This window comes from Streptomyces scabichelini (assembly GCF_011045015.1).
GTDB lineage: Bacteria > Actinomycetota > Actinomycetes > Streptomycetales > Streptomycetaceae > Streptomyces > Streptomyces scabichelini.
Genome location: NZ_JAAKZY010000173.1, coordinates 1 through 22,216 on the forward strand (window position 1 = coordinate 1; position 22,216 = coordinate 22,216).

16 protein-coding genes are annotated in these 22,216 nt (G+C 71.4%); 5 read left to right on the plus strand and 11 right to left on the minus strand.

The features are described from left to right. The 3 genes from G5C60_RS37495 to dapE all read right to left on the minus strand — a co-directional run. Positions 1 to 992 (minus strand): alpha-amylase family glycosyl hydrolase (locus G5C60_RS37495; protein WP_165266292.1); only part of this gene is annotated, 992 nt, incomplete at its 3' end. A gap of 16 nt (positions 993 to 1,008) precedes the next feature. Beyond that, on the minus strand, positions 1,009 to 2,625 hold the full coding sequence (locus G5C60_RS37500) for a transposase (RefSeq protein WP_206440455.1): 1,617 nt from the start codon (positions 2,623 to 2,625) through the stop codon (positions 1,009 to 1,011). 306 nt (positions 2,626 to 2,931) lie between these two features. Then, on the minus strand, positions 2,932 to 4,002 hold the full coding sequence (dapE, locus tag G5C60_RS37505; RefSeq protein ID WP_165266294.1) for a succinyl-diaminopimelate desuccinylase: 1,071 nt from the start codon (positions 4,000 to 4,002) through the stop codon (positions 2,932 to 2,934). A gap of 80 nt (positions 4,003 to 4,082) precedes the next feature. On the opposite strand from dapE, the gene G5C60_RS37510 reads away from it, so the two are divergent. Beyond that, positions 4,083 to 5,687, plus strand: coding sequence for a PucR family transcriptional regulator (locus tag G5C60_RS37510; protein WP_206440456.1), 1,605 nt, complete (start codon positions 4,083 to 4,085; stop codon positions 5,685 to 5,687). 30 nt (positions 5,688 to 5,717) lie between these two features. Here G5C60_RS37510 and G5C60_RS37515 read toward each other — a convergent pair whose 3' ends face one another. From G5C60_RS37515 to G5C60_RS37525, 3 genes are read right to left on the minus strand one after another with little or no spacing between them, the layout of a single operon-like run. After that, the gene (locus G5C60_RS37515) at positions 5,718 to 6,650 is read right to left on the minus strand and encodes an ABC transporter substrate-binding protein (RefSeq protein ID WP_165266298.1); all 933 of its coding nucleotides are present in this window, start codon (positions 6,648 to 6,650) and stop codon (positions 5,718 to 5,720) included. An 11-nt stretch (positions 6,651 to 6,661) separates the two neighbouring features. Continuing rightward, positions 6,662 to 7,810, minus strand: coding sequence for an o-succinylbenzoate synthase (gene menC, locus G5C60_RS37520; RefSeq protein ID WP_241267355.1), 1,149 nt, complete (start codon positions 7,808 to 7,810; stop codon positions 6,662 to 6,664). Then, complete coding sequence (locus G5C60_RS37525; protein ID WP_165266300.1) at positions 7,807 to 8,700, minus strand: hypothetical protein; 894 nt, start codon at positions 8,698 to 8,700, stop codon at positions 7,807 to 7,809. Before G5C60_RS37525 ends, menC begins: the two co-directional genes overlap by 4 nt. A 192-nt stretch (positions 8,701 to 8,892) precedes the next feature. Between G5C60_RS37525 and G5C60_RS37530 the strand changes: the two genes are divergently transcribed. From G5C60_RS37530 to G5C60_RS37540, 3 genes are read left to right on the plus strand one after another with little or no spacing between them, the layout of a single operon-like run. Then, complete coding sequence (locus G5C60_RS37530) at positions 8,893 to 9,843, plus strand: amino acid ABC transporter permease (RefSeq protein WP_165266302.1); 951 nt, start codon at positions 8,893 to 8,895, stop codon at positions 9,841 to 9,843. Continuing rightward, a complete protein-coding gene (locus G5C60_RS37535; RefSeq protein ID WP_165266304.1) occupies positions 9,840 to 10,649 on the plus strand; it encodes an amino acid ABC transporter ATP-binding protein in 810 nt (269 codons plus the stop codon). The genes G5C60_RS37530 and G5C60_RS37535 overlap by 4 nt, the downstream gene beginning before the upstream one ends. 1 nt (position 10,650) lies before the next feature. Continuing rightward, a complete protein-coding gene (locus tag G5C60_RS37540; protein WP_165266306.1) occupies positions 10,651 to 12,204 on the plus strand; it encodes an N-acyl-D-amino-acid deacylase family protein in 1,554 nt (517 codons plus the stop codon). Positions 12,205 to 12,256: 52 nt separating this feature from the next. On the opposite strand, the gene G5C60_RS37545 is transcribed toward G5C60_RS37540, so the two are convergent. Then, the gene (locus tag G5C60_RS37545) at positions 12,257 to 13,438 is read right to left on the minus strand and encodes a C45 family autoproteolytic acyltransferase/hydrolase (protein WP_165266308.1); all 1,182 of its coding nucleotides are present in this window, start codon (positions 13,436 to 13,438) and stop codon (positions 12,257 to 12,259) included. Positions 13,439 to 13,509: 71 nt separating this feature from the next. Here G5C60_RS37545 and G5C60_RS37550 point away from each other — a divergent pair, with 71 nt between their 5' ends. After that, entirely contained in the window at positions 13,510 to 14,388 is an 879-nt protein-coding gene (locus tag G5C60_RS37550) for a MurR/RpiR family transcriptional regulator (protein WP_165266310.1), read from the plus strand. 177 nt (positions 14,389 to 14,565) lie between these two features. Here G5C60_RS37550 and G5C60_RS37555 read toward each other — a convergent pair whose 3' ends face one another. The 4 genes from G5C60_RS37555 to G5C60_RS37570 all read right to left on the minus strand — a co-directional run. After that, a complete protein-coding gene (locus G5C60_RS37555) occupies positions 14,566 to 15,459 on the minus strand; it encodes a peptidoglycan-binding protein (protein ID WP_165266312.1) in 894 nt (297 codons plus the stop codon). After that, positions 15,459 to 17,018, minus strand: coding sequence for a DUF6519 domain-containing protein (locus G5C60_RS37560; RefSeq protein WP_165266314.1), 1,560 nt, complete (start codon positions 17,016 to 17,018; stop codon positions 15,459 to 15,461). The genes G5C60_RS37555 and G5C60_RS37560 overlap by 1 nt, the downstream gene beginning before the upstream one ends. 125 nt (positions 17,019 to 17,143) lie before the next feature. After that, positions 17,144 to 19,285, minus strand: coding sequence for a hypothetical protein (locus G5C60_RS37565; RefSeq protein WP_165266316.1), 2,142 nt, complete (start codon positions 19,283 to 19,285; stop codon positions 17,144 to 17,146). After that, positions 19,285 to 22,216 (minus strand): putative baseplate assembly protein (locus tag G5C60_RS37570; protein ID WP_165266318.1); only part of this gene is annotated, 2,932 nt, incomplete at its 5' end. The genes G5C60_RS37570 and G5C60_RS37565, both read right to left, overlap by 1 nt.

Here is a 22,216-nt window from a genome sequence, read left to right on the forward strand (position 1 = left end):
GGGTGGTCGGGGAACGGTGGGCGGATCTCGTCGTCGCCGCCTTCCCGTTCCTCCTTGATGCCTCGGAACGCCTGCTCGTCGCCCGCGTACACCGTGGGTACGCCGCCGACCGTGAACAGGATGGCCAGGGCGAGCGCGAGGTGGCGTTCGTCGGCGAGGCGGCTGGCGATGCGGGTCACGTCGTGGTTGCCGACGAACGTCTGCGGGGCGAAGGTCTCCAGGAGGGTGTTGTGGCGGTCGAGGGACCAGGCCAGCTCGAAGAGGTTGTGGTCGTTGAGCGAGCTCCAGATCGCCTTCCACAGCTCGTACTGGGTGACCGAGTCGAAGCCGCCGTGCTTCACGAAGCCGGTGTAGTCGCCGTGGAGGACCTCGCCGGTCAGCCAGGCGTCCGGGAAGCGGGCGCGCACCCGGTCGGTCACCGTGCGCCAGAACGCCTGCGGGACGGCGTACGCGGCGTCCAGGCGCCAGCCCGCGATGCCGCGCTCCAGCCAGTGGGTCATCACGTCGGTCACGTAGTCGGCGACGGCCGGTTCGGTGTGGTCGAACTCGACGAGGTGGTGGTGGCCCTCGAAGGTTCGGTGCTCCCCGTCCGAGTCGGTGGCGAACCAGGTGGCGTACGGGGAGCGCGGTCCGTTCGCGACCACGTCGGCGAAGGCGGGGAAACCGCGTCCCACATGGTTGAACACGCCGTCGAGGACGACCTGTACGCCCTTGTCCGAAGCCCGCTCGACGAGCCGCAGCAGGTCGCGCTCCTCGCCGAGCCGGGGATCGACGCGGAAGTGGTCGACGGTGTCGTAGCCGTGTGTCTCGGAGGCGAACACCGGTCCCAGGAGCAGGCCGTTGCAGCCGAGTTCGACGAGGTAGTCGAGCCAGGGGTCCAGGCGGGCCAGCCGGGGAACGGGGGGCGCGGAGGCGGGCAGGGCCTCGCGTTCCGCGCCGGTGAACCCCAGCGGGTAGACGTGCCACCAGACGGCGTGCTCTGACCAGTGCATGCTCCACCGTTCCTGACTAAAGACTGAGTGGGAGTGAGTCCTGGTGCCAGGATTCATGCTCAGCCGCGCGCCCCGAACGGTTTTGGGCACACTGGTCGCCCGCTTTCGCTCCACCACCGGGCGGCGCGCATCCGGTGCGCGGTCCGGGCAGGTGGGGGCGGGGTTCCTCGCGCCGCCGGGTCTCCGGTCGGGCCTGGACGGTCCGATGCCCCGCAGCATCGCTCTGGTGCTGTGGGGGCGGTGCCGTCCGTCGCCTGATCGGGTGCCCGAGGGCGCGTCGCCCGACTGCGATGCTCGCCGCATCGTGCCGGGAAATCATGCGAGCCGGGGTGGTCAGCGGCTTCTGCCAGTGCTGGGCACCCCACCGGGATGTGTACGCCGAGTCGACCGCGACGACGGCGATGTCCTGCTCGGCAGCCATCGACACCAGCCGGGCCTTGAGTTTCGCGGTGGGAAAGCGGGCGAGCAGGCGGCGGAAGCGTTTGTTGCGGCCGTGCCTCTCCCGGCTTGTGCCGTCGGTGAAGTCGAGGTCCTCCAGGGCGATCGCCGCCGCGCCGCAGCGTTGGGTGTAGTGCAGCAGCCGGCTCAGTGCGTGCCGGATCTGCGCGTCCCGGTGATCTGCGTTGCCCGCGAGATCGTAGTAGAAGCGCTGTGGCTCGCCGACGGGGTTGCCGTGCACATCCAGGCGCCAGGCGGCCAGGTGGTCGTCGTTCATGTCCACCCCCACCACACCCCGGACCAGCGCCGCGTCCAGTGCCAGGACCGGGGCGGCGGCGCGCTGCCAGGACGCGGTGAGGTACCAGCGGCCGCGCAGTACGTCGTGGTGGATGCGGTAGGCCACCGCCCGGCTCGCGGCGATCCGATCAAGCCACTCCTGCCCCCGGTGCTGGAACCGTACGGTCGCGTCCAGCACGTACCGGCCGTGCGGCGCGTTGGCGAGATGGGCCAGCGCAGCCGGGAGCTTGACCGAGACCTGTCCGGTGTCGGTGACGCGGAGGGTCTCGTTGCCGAAGCGTTTGCCCGACTCCCCGTCCGCGGCCAGGAACATCCGCGCCGCCTGCCAGCGTGCCCGCCACGCCGCTTCGTCCAGCCCGGCCGCCTGAAGGTGGTGGCGGGCGTTCGCGAGCTGCTTGCCGCCGCGCACCACCCGCACCCGACCCGCCTTCCAGTCCGCCTCCACCGCGACCAGCCGCGCCTTCAGGGTGTGCAGGCGACGGGACTTGGCATGCCACTCACGCCGTGAGCCGTAGCCGCGCGCCAGGCCTTCCCGCTGGTTCGCCTTGGTGCCCAGCGGACGCGCCAGCCGCGCCTCCATGGAGGCAATCTGCCCGCGCAGCCAGCGCATGTGCGCCGCCTGCCCGCGCCGGGCCAGCGCCCACTGGTCATGGGTGGCCTTGGCGATGCTGCCCGCCCAGCGCGCCGACGACCTGCCCGTCAGCTCGCGCTTGCGCACCGCCCACCCGGCCGCGTCATGCGCCAGCCCCTGCCGGGAGCGTTCCGCGAGATCCCCGGCGGCCAGCGAACCCAGGAATGTCCCGACCTCGGTCAGCACCCTCGCATCCGCCTCGCTCACCCGCAGCCGGTCCCGGATCGCCACCCCGGCCGGTGCGGGCACCACAAACGACGCGGCCAACTCCCTTAGCCCGCCCACCCGTTCACCGCCGTCCGGCCGAAGATCCCCGTCACGGCAGTCAACGAGCAACACCCGCAAAGGTCACCCATTCGACCCAAGAACTCTCGTTCCCCTCTCGTGACAGGGCCCAGAGCACGCCGCAGCAGCAGAAGATTGCTCGTATGAGTAGGCCGGAACCCAGTCCAGCACTCACCCACGCCCACCAGGGTCGCTACCGCTCAGTACTTCGGCAGCACTTCGGCAGCAGTCCACAACCCCTCCGCTGCGCGGTCGCACACGGCAGCGTAACGACATGCGGGCCCCGCATCAGCCGCCGAGCCAGTTTGCGAGACTCGTCTCGCACTGCCGCAGCTGTGCGACGGGGACGTACTCGCCGACGGTGTGCGCGAGAGTCGGGTCGCCGGGGCCGTAGTTGAGGGCCGGTACACCGAGCGAGGTGAAGCGGGCGACGTCTGTCCAGCCCAGCTTGGGGCGGGGCGTCACGTTCAGGGCCTCGACGAGTGAGGCAACCGCGGTCAGGGCGAGGCCCGGGTGGGCGCCCGGTGTGATCTCGGTGGTCTCGATCTCGTACTCGGGGAAGAGATCGCGTACATACGCCTCGGCCTGTTCGGGTGAACGGCTGGGTGCGAAGCGCAGGTTGACCGTGATCACGCAGGTGTCGGGGACGACGTTGTCGGCGACGCCCGAGCGCACGGCGACGGCGTTGAGCCCCTCGCGGTATTCCAGGCCGTCGATCACGACTCGTTCGGCGGTGTGGTCGTCGAGGCGCCGGAGGACGGCCGCGGCGCGGTGCGCGGCGTTGACGCCCATCCAGGACCTGGCGGTGTGCGCACGTTCGCCGCGCACGGTGATGTCGGCCGTCAGCGCGCCCTGGCAGCCCGCCTCGACTCCGGCGTCGGAGGGTTCCATGAGGATCGCCAGGTCGGCCTGGAGCAGGTCGGGGTGGCCGGCCGCCATCCGGGCGAGTCCGTTGCGGTCGCCGGGGACCTCCTCGCATTCGTAGAAGACGTACGTCACGTCGCGCGTCGGAGCGCTGATCGTCGCCGCCAGGCGGAGGGCGACTGCGACGCCGCCCTTCATGTCGCAGGCTCCGAGACCGTAGAGCGACTCCCCGTCCAGACGGGAGGGGAGGTTGCCGGCCGCCGGGACCGTGTCGAGGTGCCCGGCGATGATCACACGCTCGTCGCGGTCCAGGTCGGTACGGCCCACGACGGAGTTGCCGATCCGCTCGACCGTCAGGTGCGGCAGAGCGCGCAGCATGGCCTCGACGGCGTCGGCGAGTTCGGCCTCTTCGCCGCTCTCGGAAGGGGTGTCGACCAGGGCGCGGGTGAGCGACACGATGTCGGCGGTCGCAAGGAGGGGGGTCTGCGAGGTCAAGGGGCGGTCCTGTCTTTGGGGGTGAAGGATCGGCCGTGGCCGAAAACAAGCCGGTAACAGCAAGTCGATAAGGTGCCGCCATGACCATGACCGCACCCCAGACCGGGGTCGCGTCGCTGGTCGCGGCCCTCGGTGCCGAACTGCTGCGGCCGCTGCACCTGCCGGCGGACGCCGATCCGAGCATCGGTGACCCTGTCATCTGGGACGCGGAGTCCGAGCCGCCGCCCGGATCGCACTCGATCCTCCTCATGGTGGGCGGGCGGTCGAGCGTGGCCGCGGCTCGTGGCGCCCTTCACGAGGCAGCCCGGCTCGGTTACGCCGCCGCGGTCGTCAAGGCGTACGGCGAAGACCCGGACCGCTGGCGCCGGTGCGCCGCCGAGGCCGGCATCCCCGTGCTGCTCGCCCCCGATGACACGCCGTGGCGTCATCTGGACTCCCTGATCTCCGCCATCGTGGCGAGCGAGGCCGGCCGGACGAACGTGCCCGATCTGTCGCGGGTCGCGATCGGCGACCTGTTCTCCCTGGCCAACGCGGTGGCGGCCATGGTGGGGAGCGCGATCACCATCGAGGACGTCGACCGCCGGCTCCTGGCCTACTCCAACATCGAGGGGCAGCCCATCGACAGCTGCCGGCGCCGTACGATCCTCGGCCGGCAGGTGCCCGACGACCCGCTGTACTCCGACGAGTACCGGGTCCTGGCGCACCGGGACGGGCCGGCCGGCTTCCCCGCCTATCCGGAGCGAGGGGGCGACTTCGCGCGCCTCGCCGTGTCCGTGCGGGCCGGTTCCCGCGTACTCGGCTCGATCTGGGCGATCGACAGCGGCGGCATCGATGCAGTCGTGGCCGGGCAGACCCTGTCCTCGGTGACGGGCATCGTGGCCATGCACCTGCTGCACGGCGGCACGACCACCGATCTGAAGCGCGTTCGCCGCAGCGAGTGGCTGACCGGCCTCCTCTCCTCGCGGGCCCCGGACCGCGATACGCCCTCGGAATTCCCGCTCAGTCCCAAGAAGCCGGCGGTCCTCCTGGGTTTCCGGATGAACGCGCGGCCCGGGGAGGTCGTCGACAGCGCACGGGTCATGGACCTGGTCGCGGTGTTCTGCGAGTCGCACCACAAGAAGGCCGCCTGCACCGCCTTCGACGACACCGTTCTGGCGCTGCTGCCCGCGGCGCTCCTCCCCCGGGACCAACTCGTCTTCCTCGCACGCCAGATCATCGACAGCGCGCGGAGCAGCCTGGGAGTCAAGCTCATCGCGGCCGTCGGCGACGCCGTCACCTCGGTACAGGAGGTGACGGCAGGCCGCAGTGAGACCGAACGGGGACTGCGCGCGCTGCTGCACCGCCCGGAGCGTGGACCGGTCCTGGACATCGCGGCGAGCCGGGAGGTCCTTGCGCTGGAGGAGCTGGCCGAATCGGCCTGGGCGAGCCGGACGCGTCCCCTGCCCGTGCTGACCCGGATCCTCGAGTACGACCGGGTCCACGGGACCGAGTACCTCGCGACACTGCGCGTCCATCTGGACTCCGGCGGTGACGCGCTCGTCGCCGCTCAGCGGCTGACCGTCCACGTCAACACGTTCCGGTACCGGCTGCGCCGGTTGTCCGAGCTGTTCGACCTGGACCTGTCCGAACCGGAGTTCCGGCTGGCCGTCTGGCTGCAGATGCGGATACTCGCCCCGTTCCGGTGACGACTCGGCTCGTGCCGGGGATGCTGGCCGTCAGAACTTCGCGTTGTCGACGGTCTTCTCGGTGTAGGAGCAGCACTTCGTCAGCCCCCACTTCTTCATGATCTTCGCGTAGGTGCCGTCGTCGATGAGCCGTGCCATCGCCGCGTGCACCGCCTTGACCAGCTCGGTGTCCGCCTTCGGCACGGCGAGACCCAGCGGTACGTCTTCGGAGAGCTCGTCCGGAGGGATGACGATCTCGAGTTGTCCCTGGGCCTGGTCGACGAGATAGGCACCCGAGCCGCCGGTGCTGACCGCCGCGACCGCACGTCCGCTCTGCACGGCGAGGATCGCCTGGTCCTGGCCCTTGTACTCCTTGATGGCCACCGGTTTCTCGCCCTTGTCGGTGCACAGCTTCGACTGTGTGACGAGGTTGTCCGCCATCGAGGTCGCACTCTGCACCGCGACGTTCTTGCCGCAGAGGTCGGCGAAGGTCTTGATCGAGGTGTCGCCGGGCTTGAGCAGGAACGCGGGGTCGTTGCGCGCATAGTCGACGAAGGTGATCAGCTTGCGGCGTTCCTCCTTGTCGGCCATGCCCGCGGCGGCCAGGTCGGCCTTGCCGGAGTCGAGCGTGGGGATGAGGCCGTCGAAGGACACGTTCGTGAGCGTGACCTTCACGCCGAGGACGTCGCCGAGCGCCTGCGCGAAGTCCGCGTCGGCGCCGATGATCGTCTTGTTGTCCGTGTCGAAGTACTCGAACGGCGGGTACGTGGCATCGGTCGCCACCCGCAGGACGCCCGCCTTCTTGATGTCGGCGGGCAGCAGCTTCGCCGCGGCGGGGTCGACGTCGAGCTTCTCGGAGCTCTCGGCGGGAGCGGCGGACGTGCTGCCTCCGGAACCGCAGGCGGCGAGCAGGAGCGTACCGGCCGACGCCATCGCGAGGTAGCCGTACGTGGTGCGCGGGGATCGATGTCTGAGGATGTTCATCGTGGGCCTCTTCACTGATGAGCGGGGGACGGGGCCGGCAGGGACGATGCCGTCACTTCGGTGGTGCTGACGGTGAACCGCCGCAGTGCCTCGAGATCGACGCTGACTCCGAGACCTGGTCCGGTGGGCACCGTGAGGTGTCCGTCGGTGAGTTCGAACGGTGCGGTGATGTCCTCGGCGAAGTAGCGGCGCGTCGCCGAGATGTCTCCGGGGAAGGTGAAGCCCGGCAGGGCCGCAAGGGCGAGGTTCCCGGCGCGCCCGACACCGGACTCCAGGACCCCGCCGCACCACACGGGCACGCCCTGGGACCGGCACAGGTCGTGGATGGCGCGGGCCGCCGGATAGCCGCCGACCCTGGCGGGCTTGATGTTGACGATGCTCGCCGCGCCCAGGGCCAGGGCGGTGGCCGCGCTGTCCGGTCCTGTGACGGACTCGTCGAGGCAGACGGGGGTGTCGATCACCTGGGTGAGGCGGGCGTGTGCGAGGAGTTGTTCCGCCGGGAAGGGCTGCTCCAGCATCTGCAGGCCGAGTTCGTCGAACCGGCGCAGGTGCGTGACGTCCGCGGTGGTGTACGCCTGGTTGGCGTCGGCCTGAAGGGCTAGGTCGTCCCCGAAGGCCCGGCGCACCGCGCGCAGCGGTTCCAGGTCCGCACCGGGGCGGATCTTCAGCTTGATCCGCTGGTAGCCCTCGGCGAGGTAGCCCTCGACGGACGTCAGGAGGGTTCCGGTGTCCGGCTGGATGCCGATGGAGACGCCCACCGGAACTTCGGAGCGGGTCGCGCCGAGGAAGTCGGCCAGCGGCATCCCCGCCCGCTTCAGCTCGGCGTCGAGTACGGCACCGCTCACCACCGCCTTGAGCAGCGGATTGCCCGGGACGCCGGTCAGGCACTGCGCCACGGCCGCGGAGGTGAGCCGGGGAAGCGCGCCGATCATGGGCAGCACTCGCGTCGTGAGCAGGTCGGCGACACCGCCGATGTACTCCGCGTAGTAGAGGGGCTCCGGGTCGGCCGCGCACTCCGCCCAGCCGTCGACGCCGTCGACGCGCAGTTGCAGCAGCAGGAGTTCGCGGTGTGTCTCGGTGGCCATGGAGGTACGGAAGGGAGTGACCAGGGGCATCCGCAGCCGATGGATACGGGCGAACTCGAAGGCCGCCGCCATCATGCGACCTCCCTGTCCCGTGCCGGGCCGTCCTGCGCCGCCCGCGTGTCCCGTACGAGCAGGTACCAGCCGTCCCGTGTCATGCCGCGCGCCGTGTAGCCCTGGTCGACGGCGGCCGTGAACGCCTCACGGACGGCGTGCCGCCACCGTCGCGCCCGGTCGGGGCTGGTCCCGCGCAGTGCCTCGGCGTCGCGGGGCACCCAGAGTTTGAGGACGGCTTCGCCGTCGGGCTCGCCGAGGACGGGCAACCCCTCGACCGGTCGCAGGATCGTGCGCGCGTCGGCCGGCTCCTCTGCCGGCGGGCGGGCGCCGACCGGGCGGTCCAGGGTCCAGCGGGCCACCAGCCGGTCGGTGAGGTCGTTGCGGTTCACGGCGTCGTTCAGGGGCGCGTAGAAGTCGGGGATGTACGCGGACGCCACCGCTCCGAGGCGGGTGAGGTTGAAGTACGCGTTCCGGCGGAGCAGCGGGTCGAAGGTCCAGCGCATGGTGGTGGCCCCGCGGTCGAGTCCCCATGCGCGCTGCGCGAGCTTCAGCGCGTAGCCGATGCCGCCGCCCGTCACGTCCGCGTCGACTCCGGCGATCAGGGAGTAGAGATCGGTGGAGTGGGGCGCGCCCGCGACGCACGCGGCCGTGCCGACCAGCCGGCCGTCCCGGTAGGCGCCGATCACACACCCGCCGGCGTGGGCGAGGCTGCGCAGCACGTCGTGCTGGACGGGCGACGCGTCGTACGAGGTGCCGAAGACGCGGGCGAGAAGCCGGCTCGCGTCGACGCAGGCGTCGGCCTCCGAAACCGGCCGTACGGTCACGGCCGCACCGGCCGCGGCCTCGTCGGCGTCCTGCCGGGCGGTCGTGGAGGACGTCGTTGGGGGCGAGGGGTGGGATCTGGAAGACACGCCCAGCAGACTCGCTGTTCACCGCCGGTACGGGCTTTGTTCTCAGGCTCAAACTCAGCGCCCGTTCTTGGTGCTGGAAGACATCATCAGGGCGTCCGGCGCCCTCCGATACTGATCCGGCGTCAATGGAGCCGCGTCCGTCGGCCGGGCCCTCGTACCGGCCACCACGCCCGATTCCAGCTGGGAGGCCGTATGGCGCAGCTCCACACGGAAGCGTCGACCGCGTCGGCGGCGCCCGACGAATCCCTCCAGGTGGTGCCCCGCCGCCACCCGTGGCGCTGGGCCGCTTCCACCGTCATCGTCGTGCTGGCCGCCCAGCTGCTGGTCAGCGCGGTGACCAACCCCCGCTTCCAGTGGTCGACCGTGCGGCAGTACCTCACGTCCGAGTCGGTCCTGCGCGGTCTGCTCATGACGCTCGAACTCACCGCCCTCGCCATGGTCATCGGCATCGTCGGCGGCACGGTCCTCGCCGTGATGCGGCTGTCGCCGAACCGGCTGCTGGCGCGGACCGCCTCGGTCTACATCTGGTTCTTCCGCGGCACCCCGGTCCTCGTCCAGCTGTTGTTCTGGAACTTTCTCCAGGCCGTGTACCCGCAGGTCAGCCTGAGTGTCCCGTTCGGGCCCGACCTGGTCTCCGTCCAGGCCAACTCGATCATCACCCCGTTCGTGGCGGCACTGCTGGGCCTGGGCCTCAACGAGGCCGCGTACATGGCCGAGATCATCCGGAGCGGCATCCTGTCCGTCGACCCCGGCCAGGAGGAGGCCGCGCACGCTCTCGGCATGCGGCGTCCGCTCGTCCTGCGAAGGATCGTGCTGCCCCAGGCGATGCGGGTGATCGTCCCGCCGACCGGCAACGAGGTCATCGGCATGCTCAAGGCGTCCTCGATGGCCAGCGTGGTCGCGATGCAGGAACTGCTGTACTCCGTCCAGATCATCTACTCCCGGACGTACCAGACGATCCCGCTGCTCATGGTCGCCAGTCTCTGGTACCTGCTGGTGACGTCGATTCTCTCGGTGCTCCAGCACTACATCGAAACGTATTTCAGCCGGGGCCGGGGCTCGTCCCCGCAGCGCAAGAGCCTGGCGGCCGCCCTGGTCTCCGGCCTGCGCATCCGCCAGAGCAACCGGAGGAACGGAGCATGAGCGCCCTCGACAAGAGCGCGGGAACACCCGCCGACGTCACGACGGAGACACCCGCCGTCGTCGCCGAGGGGGTACGCGCCCGTTACGGCGATCTCGAAGCGCTCACCGGGATCGATCTCACCGTCCGGTCCGGCGAGGTCGTGTGCCTGGTCGGACCGTCCGGGTCCGGGAAGTCGACCTTCCTTCGGTGCGTGAACCACCTGCACCCGATCTCGGGCGGGAAACTCACCGTCGCGGGCGAGCGCGTCGGCTACCGCCGGCGCGGCAACCGGCTGTACGAGCTGTCCCCGCGCGAGGTCGCCAGGCAGCGCGAGCGGATCGGCATGGTCTTCCAGCGGTTCAACCTCTTCCCCCACATGACGGCGCTCGGCAACGTCATGGAGGCGCCGGTGAAGGTCAAGGGCGTACCCAAGGCGAGTGCCCGCGAGGAGGCCGTGGCACTGCTCGACCGGGTGGGCCTGGCCGCCAAGGCGGACGCCTATCCCGAACAGCTCTCGGGCGGCCAGCAGCAGCGCGTGGCCATCGCCAGGGCACTGGCCATGAAGCCGACGCTGATGCTCTTCGACGAGCCGACCTCCGCGCTCGACCCCGAACTCGTCGGAGAGGTCCTCGATGTGATGGGCCGGCTCGCGGCCGACGGGATGACCATGATCGTGGTCACGCATGAGATCGGCTTCGCACGCCGGGTCGGCGACGCGGTCGCGTTCATGGACGAGGGCCGGGTCGTGGAGTACGGGACGCCGGGGCAGGTGCTGGAGAACCCGGCCCATGAGCGGACCAAGTCCTTCCTCGCCAGGGTGATGTGACATGGCGTCGGCTCTCGTCCACGGCGGGACTCTCGTGCACGGCGCCACGGTCGTCGACGGCACCGGGGCGCCGCCGCGAGCCGCCGACGTCCTCGTCGTCGACGGCCGGATCACCGCGGTCGAGCCTCCGGGACGTATCCCGCGCGGGACATCCTCGTACGCCGCCGTCGACGCCACCGGCCTCGTGGTCTGTCCCGGCTTCATCGACGCGCACTCGCACGCCGACACCTCGCCGCTCCTGGAGACCGACGACCTGAGCAAGATCCGCCAGGGGGTGACGACCGAGATCGTCGGCAACTGCGGCGACTCGCCGGCGCCCGGCCGCCCCTACCGCAGCTTCACGGAGCTCTTCACCGCACTCGACGAACGCGGGTACGTCACCAACTACTGTCCGCTGGTGGGTCACGGCAGCCTCCGGCTCGCCGCCATGGGCATGCGCGACGCACGAGCCACCCCGGAAGACCTGGCGGTGATGCGCGAGCTGGCTCACGAGGCCCTCGACGCCGGGGTGTTCGGGCTGTCGAGCGGTCTGATCTACCCGCCCGGGGCGTACAGCGACCGCGAGGAACTCGCCTCCCTGGCCGGCCTGTTGCCGGACGGACGCGTCTACGCCACGCACATGCGCGACGAGAACGAGCGGCTCCTGTCCAGCATCGAGGAGACGCTGGACGTGGCCAGGCGGGCCGACTGCCGTGTGCAGGTCTCGCATCTGAAATGCGGTGGCCGGGACAGCTGGGGGCGGATGCCCGAGGCTGTCCGGCTGCTCGACGACGCCCGGACCGCCGGGGTCCGGGTGACGCACGACGTGTACCCGTACGAGGCGGCTTCGACGCACCTGTCCGCCTGCCTGCCGCCCTGGACGCACGAGGGAGGGCCGGACGCCCTGCTGCGGCGGCTGAACGACCGTGGCGAACTGCGCAGGATCCGGGCGGCCGTCGAGGCCGAGCACAGCGCCGGCTGGGAGAACCTCGTCGCCGGCGCGGGCGGCTACTCCTCGATCATGGTGTCGAGCACCCGCAGCCACGCCTACGAGGGACGCACGCTCGACGAGATCGGTGCCCGGCTCGGCATGACGCCGTTCGACGCGATGGTCCAAGTGCTGCGCGAGGAGCGGCTGCAGGTGACGATGGTCGGTTTCTGCATGGAGGAACGCGATATCGAGGTGGCCATGACCGCGCCGGGAGCGATGGTGGGTTCGGACGGGCTCCCGTTCGGGACCGGAGGGCGCCCGCATCCGCGCCTGTTCGGAACGTTCCCCCGGGTCCTCGGCCGCTATGTCCGCGAGCGGCGCACCCTCGAACTCGCGGACGCCGTACGGAGGATGACCTCGCTGCCCGCCGACACCTTCTCCGTCCCCGGCCGCGGCCGGGTGGCGGTGGGTGCCGTCGCCGACCTGGTGGCCCTCGACCCGGCGACCGTCTCGCACCCCGGTGACTACCTCGAACCCGACGTGGCTCCGACGGGGATCTCCTGGGTGATGCTGGCCGGTGAAGTCGTCGTCAGCGACGGCCGGTGGGCCGGTATCCGCCGCGGCCGCCGCCTGATTCCGGCCTGAGAGGCCGACTCGTATCTGAGTGGACGGCTCAGGCCTGAGTGAACGGCTCAGGTCACTGCCCGCCCGGCCCGTCGTGGAGGTTCCAGGGGACGAGGGTGTAGTCGTTGGCGCACGGGTTGCCGCCCGTCACCCGGTACTCGCCTGACGTCAGGTCGATGAGGCTGGACATCAGCGTCTTGTACTGCTCGACCCTGGGCAGCCGGTCGTCGTCGTGTTCGCACACCGAGCACGGATAACTGAAGTGGTCGCTCAGCACTTCGCGGACGACCTGGTGGAGCTTGTCGGGGGTCGCCACGTCGTCGAGCCGCGCGAGGCCCGCCTCGATGAGGGGGAGCCGGTAGACGGAACTCATCGACGAGGGGCGGTAGGTGCTGCCGATCTCGTCCGGGACCCCGTACTGGTAGTGGTTGGTGTGCACGACGCGGCCCCGCAGGGCGGTGCTCCACCGATGGCTGCCGGGCGTGGTCTCCATGGCGACGGCGAGCCCGTCGCGGTGGACCATCAGCAGGTTGACTGCGATCTGCAGCCGGGCGGTCACGGCGGCCTGCAGCGCGTCGTGCATGATCGCGCTGTCGAGGATCAGCCGGCGAAGGACCGGTTGCGGGAGGCCGATCGACCGGCCGAAGTCGCCGCTGAGTCCGTTGGCCTGGAGCGCCAGGCCGGCCGAGTTCGCGCCGTGGCGGCCGACCTGTCCGGCCTCGACTTGCTGGATGATCGTCGGCTTTCCGGGCTGCACGATGCGGATCACGATCGTGGTGTCCTCCGTGCCGGAACGCCAGTCCCAGTTCTGGCCGCTGAAGACCCGGTCGACACCGGAGCCGCCGGGCAGGATCGCGAACGTCGAGCAGCCTTCCTCATCGTGGCCCGCGTCCGCCCCCGCCTCCCACCCCGACCGGCCGAAACGGCTGTCCGCGGCTCTGACGATCTCGCCGCGGGCGTTGAGCGCGAGGATGTCCATCTCCGACACCCCGGCCCCCTCCGCGATGCCCGCCATCTCCTCCAGCAGTTCCTCGGAGGCCGCGGCGACGACCGGACGCCACTTGCGGGCCTCGTCGACCACCGATTCCCAGGTGAGCCCGGTAGCCGCGCCGTAGGCCTCCTCGTAGTAGGCCATCGACCGGGCGATCTCCTGACGGGCGGCCTCGCCGTGGACGCGTCCCCGCTCCCTCGGCCCTCCCGAAATCTCGATCATCGGTATGGCCCTCGTCCCCGCCGGAACTGTCGTGTCGCTCATCGCTCGCCTTCCTCTCAAGAAGGCAAGAATGTAGTAGCAACTACTACACAGTCAACGTCTAGGGTGATCGCATGCCCCCCAGCAGCCCTCATGGCGACACGTTCGAGCACCGGGTGAGCGCGCGGCTCGACGATCTCAAGCCGGCGGAACGCCGGGTGGCCGAGTTCGTTCTCAAGCGCCCGCGCGAGGTCCTGTTCGCGACCGCCACCGACCTGGGCGCCGCGACGGGTACGAGCGACGCGACCGTCATCCGCACCGCGAGGTCCCTGGGCTACTCCGGCCTTCCGGAGCTCAAACGCCACCTCGCCCGTGATCTCACCGACCGCACCCCGCCCTCCGCGCGCATGGCCGAGCGCATCGAGCGGACCGGGACCGCCGACGGAAGCCTGGCGCACAAGGTGCTGGGCGACGGCGCGGAGGTGCTGCGGGAGACCGCCGCCCTCCTCGATCCCGACGAGCTCGACACGGCCGCGACAGCGGTCGCCGGTGCCCGGTCCGTGCTCAGCTGGGGCCTTGGGGTGTCGGCGCTGGCCGCCGAGTATGCGGCGGTCCGCCTGGGCCGGCTCGGCATCGTGACGCGCGGCGCCCGCGCCACCGGCTTCCAGCTCGCCGACCAGCTGTTGCCGCTGACCGCCGAGGACACCGTCCTCCTCTACAGTCCGGGGCGGCTGAGCCGTGACCTGGAGGTCGTCCTCGACCACGCCGCACGGACCGGTGCGGACGCCGTCCTGGTGACCAGCACGCTCGGCCCTGAGCTGCGCGACCGGGTGCGGGCGGTTCTTCAGGCCCCCAACTCGCCGACCCGGCTGACCGGCGAGATCCTGTCCGCCACCGCCGTCACGGACGCCCTCGTCCTCGCGGTCGCCGCCCTGGTCCGCGACCGCGCGACCGGCACGGCCGACCTGCTCGACTCCCTGCGCTCACAGCTGTCAGGCCCGGGCCCGGCCTGAAAGCTCCTGCCACGGCCACCCCGAGGCGTACGAGAGGTGCTGTGGCCGCTTCCACTCGGGCGCACGAGACGGCACTGCCTCCGCTCCCCTCCCCCACCGCGGCGTTGCCGGCCCGGCCGCCGTACCCGCCCAGCAACTCCGGCCAGGAGTAGCGGGGCGGACGGCGGCCCGTCAGCGTTATGACTTCGGCACCTTCAGCCGGTCCCAGCTCACCTTGCCCGGGATGCCGTCCGCGTCCTTGCCCTTGAAGCCGAGTTTCTGCTGCCAGGCGGCGTAGGACTTGCGGTCGGCCTCGGTCCACTCGGGGCCCGGGCCCTCCTCGTAGCGGTCGCAGTCCTCGGCGACCAGGCGGCGGCCCATGGCCGTGATCACCGGGTCCTGCCGGCCGATGTGGAAGAAGCCGCTGCCCGGGAACGGCTCGTACGACGGCTTGGGGTCGGGCTTCGGCTCGGGGGCGGGGTCCTTCCCTCCGCCGCCCTTGCCGCCCAGCCGCTCCCGGATGCGCCTGCGCATGCCGTCCATCGTGAAGCCGCGCGGATCCTGCTTGCCCGGCTGCCACTCCTTGTGACCGATGACGGAACGCTCGGACCAGCCGTGGGCACGGCAGATCGCGGCGGAGACCTTCTCGATCGCCTCCTTCTGCGCCTCGGGCCAGGGATCCTTGCCGTCGCCGAGGTTGATGCACTCGAAGCCGTAGAAGTGGCGGTTGCCGTCGGCGTCGGCGTCGTTGTCCGGCGGGAGCTTCGTCTCGTTGATCACGGCGCGCAGGACCTCGCCGTCGCCGAGGCCGGCGTGATTGGCGCGGCCGTTGCCGACGAGGTGGACCTCGCCCTTCTTGTCGATGACGCCGTGGCACAGGGGGCCGGGCAGGTTCGAGTGGCCGTCGTAGCAGAGGTCCACGGAGGAACTGGTGCCGGAGGTGACGGTGTGATGGATCATCACGCCGTTCATCGGGCCCCAGGGTCCCTTCGAGTTGCGGTTGTGGCGGCGCCAGTTCCGTACCTCGTGAACCGTCAGCCCCTCCGCCCGCAGGATCTCCACCATCTTGGACGCGGTCAGTGGCTTCGCCATTACTTGTCTCCTTCCACGGCGGCCTCGGCCTCCGCTGTGGTCTGCGACCTGCTGCCCGAGGACTCTGCCGCGGCCTCCTCCTCGCGCGCCCGCGCCTCCGCCGCGAGCGTCGCCTCGTCCGCGGCCGGAATGCTGCTGGCGAGGGCGCCGAAGGCGAGGCGCAGGTCCACGGCGCCGGACTCGCCCTTCACCAGAGCGAGCGGCGCGAAGTGGCGGGCGATGCCGGCCGGTACCTGAAGCAGGGGCTTGCGTGCCGCGTCCACCGGCCATTCGACGCCGCCGGTGGCGGTGCGGGCGGGGACGATCCAGTGGTCGCCGGTGCGGTACGTGCCGCCCTTGGCGAAGTAGACCTCGACGCCGTCCTCCAGGGGCAGCCACTCCCCTTCCTCGACACGGACCGCCCCGCCCCGCGACGAGGCGCTGCGGCCCTTGCGCTTCGGGCCCTCGCGGTGGTCCCAGCGCCGCAGGAACGGGTGCAGCCGGGGCAACCGCCCGACACCCTGCTCCGGCTCGGCGGACAGGCGTACGCGGCGGCCCGGCAGGTCCAGTTCCTCGACCCTGAGCAGCGGCAGGGGTTCGAGGCGGGAGGCGTACGCGGTGTCGGTGAACTCCACGCGGTCGCCGACGTCCAGGTCCAGCTTGTCGTCGTGCCCGTGGGACGCCAACTGCACCCAGGTACCGTCCAGTTCGTCGACGGGGAAGACCACGGAGCCGTTCTCGCGGGACCACTTGAACGTGGCCTCCCCGGCCTCGCCGCCCTCGTGGACCTCGACGCGGTACAGCTGGTTCTCCGGGCCGCGGTAACGGGCGTCGGGCCTGACCAGGCCCGGGTCCTCGTCGGCGTGGTCGGGCCGTTCGCTGCGGGCGGCGAGCCGGGCCGAGGGGGCGGACTGACGCAGCGCCCACTTGTCGAAGGCGGCGCGGACGACCTCCTTCGACGGTTCGGCGTCCTCGATGTCCAGTTCGGTGAGGGAGAGCGGCAGGACCTGCCAGACGACCTTGGCACGGGCGGCGGTGTCCGGCATCGCCGAGCCGAGGGCGACCTCGCGCAGCGCCGGGTCCTCGGCCGCGCCGACCGACCGCTCCCAGACCGACAGATAGACGAGGAAGGGATTCTGCGCGGGCGACGGCAGCCGGTCGCCGGGCTTCTCCGGGTCGCGGTAGCCGTCGGGCTGGTCCCAGTAGGTCCAGTACGCGGGCGGCTGCGCGGCGTCCTTGTCCGCGGAGTCCTCGGTGTTCTCGCCCTCGTCCGGTACGGGTGTGCCGGGTGCCGGGCGGTACGCGTCGCACAGGATGCCGTCGACGTAGTAACGGCCGCCGTGGATGTGCAGGGTGTCGATGTCGTGCTTGCCGCCGACGTACTCGATCCGGAATCCGGCGTCCTTGCGCGGCCCGCCGTGCTGCCCGATCAGGTCGGCGGCGAGGGTGCGCGCCTGGTGGAGCTGGATGGCGGTCTGCTCGTTGGCGTCGGCGTCGAGCTGGACGCGGCCCTGCTGGGCTATGACCGCGGAGTAGTGCCGCTCCGGGCGGAACGTGGAGCGGGAGAGATCTGCGTGCATGAAGGGGGTCCCCCTGGTTCGGAGAAGTGCGGGTTCACAAAGTCGTTGTCGGCGCGCGTCACGAAGGCCAGTACGAAGGCTCAGGTCGCAAGGACTCAGTTCACGAGGGCTCAGGTCACGAGGGCTCAGGTCACGAAGAAGATCCCCGCGTCCGTGCCCGCGGGCGTGTACTCCTCGATCCGCGCCCGCAGGCTGTCCTCGCGCTGCGGCCGGTACAGGTCGTGGAAGGCGCCCGGTTCGGCCCCGTCGTCCGCGCCGCGCCGGATCTCCTCGGCACACCGGTCCGCCAACTGCCCGTACCAGGGCGTCCCGTAGCGCTGGGACGTGAAGAGCGGTCGTACGCGGGAGGCTTGCGCAGGGCCGGCCAGATCCGGCTGGCAGCGGTACCGGCGCGGCGTACGGGACCCGGCGGGGACGTAACTGAAACGCACGCGGCCGATGCCGCGCCGGGCCACGTGCAGTGTGCCGGTGAACAGGGAGTTCTCGGCGATCCGCACGGCATGCGTGTGCACCTCGCCGATCACGGTCGTCCGGTGCAGGTGCAGGACGGCGTGGGCGTGCCGGCAGTCGGGCGCGGACAGGGCCTCGCGGTCGTCGGCGGTGGCGTCCAGGATGCTGTCGCGGAGGTGGATGTCGAGGGGTTCCTCGGAGACCTCGTCGCCGATGACCTCGATCGTGCCGAGGATGCTGTGCTCGACCTGGAGGCACGCGGTGGTGCGGTCCAGGACGATGCTCGGCTCCTCCGGCGAGTGCGGGTCGCACTCGGGCTCCAGGGACCAGCCGGGCACGAGGGTGCAGTGGCGGACGACCACGGCGCCCATCGGGCCGGTGACGTTGATGCCCCGGCCGGCGACGAGCAGCCCGTCGAGGACGACGCGCGGCCGGTCGGCGGGGACGCAGTCCTCCGAGACCGAACGGATGTTGAGGGCGTCGGGGCGGTTGCTGTACCAGTCGAGCAGCCGGACCACCGGCCGGGCGCCCTCGGCCGCGCGCAGTTCGAGCCGGTCGCCCGGGTCGAGGTCGAAGTCCAGTTGCTCCTGGTAGGCACCGCTGTGCGTGATCTCGATGATGCCCTCGGGTCCGCAGCGGCCCGCGCGGCGGTCGTGCTGCCAGTCCCGGTAGGCGTCCATGATCCGCTGGTACGTCTCGCCGGGGCCGACCCGGAGGACGGTGGCGTCCGGCCGGGGCTCGCGGTCCCGTTCGTACTCGCCGCCACCCATGTCGGCGCCGAACGCGTAGTGGTAGTCGACCCACACGCCCTGCCGCGGCGCGGACCGCGCACCGAACGCGATCCGGCCGAGCTCCGGGTCGACCGCGACCTGGCCGCGCTTGGGCCGGTAGCGCCATTCCGACAGGTCGGCGACCACGATGTCGGAGAGCGGTACGGGCTTGTCCTCGCCGTCGCGCCGGATCACGAAGCTCTTGCCGGGGCCGTAGTAGTCGGCGAGGCGGTCGTGGAGCTGGTGGCGGCGGATGAAGGCAGGGACGTTGTCGATCGTCGCGATGTGTGTGGCCGACGGTTCCGGTTCCGGCTTGGTGACGAGCGGGGTGTCGTTGCCGAGGATGGAGAAGGTGTAGAGGTTGCGGGCGCGGTCGATGCAGTACGCCGGGGCGGACGTCAGCGAGTACGCCTTCAGCCGCCAGACGAAGAGCCCGACGCCGGCCGGGGTCCAACCCCCTTGCCGGTAGCGCGAGTCGGCCCTGCGCACGTCGGCCGAGCGGGCCACCGCGCCGAAGGGGCCGCCCGCCAGGTCGAGCGCGGGGCCGTCCCTGAGGTCGGCGAGACGGCCGCGTCCCGCCCTGTGAGCACCCCCGTCGCCGTACAGCTTCACGGGCTGCTGGTGCGCGACGTGGCGGGACAGTTCGACGGCCCGTGCGGGCCAGTCGGCCACCTGCTCGGAGAGTTCTTCGAGGAGGTGGAGTGTGCCCTTGCGGCGGCGGTTCGCGACGGTGGCGGCCACATCGCGGCGCGGGGCCACAGCCTCGGCGAGTGCCGCCGAACTGCCGTCGCGCAGGCCCGTGGTGAGGACCCGCTCGTAACCCGGCAGCGTGCGGTAGCCCACGAGGTCGCCGAGGTACGGCAGCACCCAGGGGGCCGCCGTCTCGGCGAACAGGTCCTCGTAGCCCTGCTCGACTCCGTCGCGTACGCGGTCGATCTGCTCGGCCATGACCGCGAGCAGGGCGCGCAGCGCTTCCCCTTCTTGCGCGTCGCGCAGCCGGTGCCACTGCGGGAGCAGTTCGGCGAGTCCGTCCGGTTCCCTGGACATCACTTGGCCTCCGTCAGAATCAGGGTGTCCGCGGCCTTCGGCGACAGCAGCGCGAGCTGCGCCGGGCGGATGCCGCGGAACACGAACACCGACCGGCCGCTCTCCAGGCGCCGGGTGTCGGTGATGTCGGGGTTCAGGCGCAGGAGTTCGGCGAGCGGGACGCCGTAGCGGGCGCAGACCGCCGACAGCGTCTCGCCGTCCTTCTCGCGGACGGTGTGGATCTTCTCGTCGTACGTCGCCGGGCGTGCCGGGACCGATGCCTTCGGTTCGCCGGGGTTCGCGAGCAGTTCCGTGAGCTCCTCGGCGGTCGCGGAGGCGGGTATGCCGGTGAAGACGTCGACGTCCACGTAGTCGACGCCCGGCACCTGGTGCGCCGTGGCCAGGATCTCGGAGAGACGGGCGGGCTGCCCCAACTCCCGTCCCTCGAAGCCGAGTCGGCGCAGCAGCGCCTGGCGCAGGCGTGGTTCGACGACCTCCCAGGTGTGGTCGGGTGCGACCTTCACCTTCGCGGCCACGAGCAGCGCGACGAGTTCGCGTGCGTCCACGCGGACCGGGAGGTTCGGATCGCCGTACTCGGTGAGTGCGCCGCGCAGGGAGCGCAACAGGGCCGAGTCCTCGCCGCCTTCCGCGATCGGTACGTCCTCCGTGCCCGCGACCGTCACGTGCAGCACGCGCCGCCGTCCGTCGAAGAGTTCGCGTGCGGACGCCCGGCCGATACCGGCGCGGGAGCGGGCGAAGTCCTCGTAGTCGGCCTCCGACACCAGGCGGTCGAGGGCCGAGACGGCGAGCGGGACCGTACGCCGTGTCAGCGCGGGACCGTCGGCGTCCGCGCCGCCCGTGGCCGGGCGCGGGTTGGTGACCGCGGAGACGCCGAGGGGCCGGGTGAGGGCCTGGGTGATGCGCCCCGCGGCGACGTTGGCCGCCTTGCCGGTGCCGAAGCGGTAGCGGGCGCGCACGTTCTCGTGGCCGCTGGGCAGGCGCGCACCGTGCACGCCGTCGCCGAAGGTCACGGTGGTACGGCCGTCGGCGGTGCTGCCCGTGATGTAGACGCGCTCGCGCGGGCCGCGTCCGGCGAGGCTGTCGACCTCGTGCCAGAGCAGTCCGTCGACCCTGACCTCCAGTACGGGCGTGGCGCCGAGGGGGTTGTCGTCGGCGAGCCAGGTCAGCGGCGACTGCCAGAGCGCGAACGTCTGGTTCGTACGGTCGGAGTCACCGCTGCCGATCGGCTCGTCCCGGCCCTCGCCGTGCGTCGCCTCGACCACGTTGCCGAGGATCTTCACGGTCCCGCGGCGGTAGCGGTACGCGAGGTCCGTGGTCAGCGTCAGCTTCGTGTGGACGTGGTCGCCGGGCAGTTGGGGGTCGACGGCCGGATCGGCGGCGGCGATGGTGACGACTTCCGTGGCCTCGACGCCCACCGTGCCGGGGATGTCGCCGCGCACGCCGCCGACGATCAGCGCCCGGCCCGGCTGCAGGCCGTCGTACAGCTCGGCGAGTTCGATCTCGTTGCCGTGCACGTCCTCACCGAGCGGCTCGTCGGCCAGACGCAGCGGCTCGCCCCCGGCGTGCACGGTGGTGTCCCGGATGTGCGAGAGCAGGACGTCGAACTCGTCCAGCCACGGGTCGGCCAGGACCAGTTCGGTGCCGCGGCCGGTGATGCCGTAGTTGGTGTACGCGGCCGTGCGCGCGGCCACCACCTTCGTGGTGACGAACGCGAACTTCGCGTCGCCGGGGATGCCGTCCTCGGCCCCCTTTTTGGGCCGCTGGATCGCGACCCAGCTACCGACGGTGATGCCGTCGTGCACGGTGTCCAGTTGCAGCACGCGGCGGTCGGTGGGTGCCGGCTTCGAGGCGATGACGATCTCCACGTTGGGCGCCCCGCTGCCGACGGTGTACCTGAGGCTCACCTCGTACTCGCCGTGCGTGATCTGCTTCGGGATGCCCGGCCGGAGATCGACCTGCTGGGACTCGCCGTTGTGGACGCCCACGTGGACGAGGCCGTCCTCATTGGGGCGCGACACGAAGAGGGTGCGTTCGGGCAGGCCCGAATGGAGGACTGCGGTGACGCCGGGCTCCTGGGAGTCGGTGGGGCGGCGGTTGAGCCAGCTCAGTTCGCGGTCCTGGCCCGCGCGGGTGGACAGGTCCACCTGGCCCGGGCCGAGGGGGAAGTTGACCGGCTGTTGGACCGGCAGGTTCTCCGCCCGCTGGTCCGAGCTGCTGCCCTCGACGTACTGGAACTCCGCCCGCGCGGGCACCTTGCCCGCCGTGTCGAACACGACGCGCATGCTGACCAGGGCGGAGCCGGTGAGGGGCCAGTCCGCGCTTCGGATGACGCGGCCCTTGTCGTCCTGGACCGGCTTGAGCGGGGCCGTGCTCCCGAAGGGGGCCGCGGTCACGCGCATCGCGAGGAGTTCCCGCAGCAGCTGCGGGGTACCGGGGGCGGCGGCCGTCCGCCAGGCCGGGTAGAGGCCGCTCAGGCCGGGACTGAGGGCCGAGAGCAGTTGGGCAGCGTCCGCCCCGGGCTGCCTGGACTGGGCGCCCGCGGGTGGCGCGGGGGCCCTGCCGCGGAGTGCCGGCCGGACGGAGGCCAGGGCCTTGAGGGCGGCTTCGCGCTGCCCGAGGGCGCTCTTCGCGGCTGCCGGGCGCTGGTCGTCCGCCGACTCGTCCGTCGGCGGCAGGGGCTGCGAGGGTGCCAACTCCAGTGCGTGCTCGGCGAGTTCGGTCAGTACGGCTTCCAACTGCTCGAACCACGCGGCGACGTCCTCGTACGGCGCCGCGAGGACCTGCGCCTCCCCCAGCCGCTCGATCGGTTCGGCGAGGCGGGCCGCGAGGCGTTCCGGGGTCTTGGCCTCCTCCAGGTCGGTGCGCAGGGGCGCCAGTACCTGGTCCTCGAAGTCCTCGATCAGGCGGCTGACCGGGCGGGGGTTGGGGACC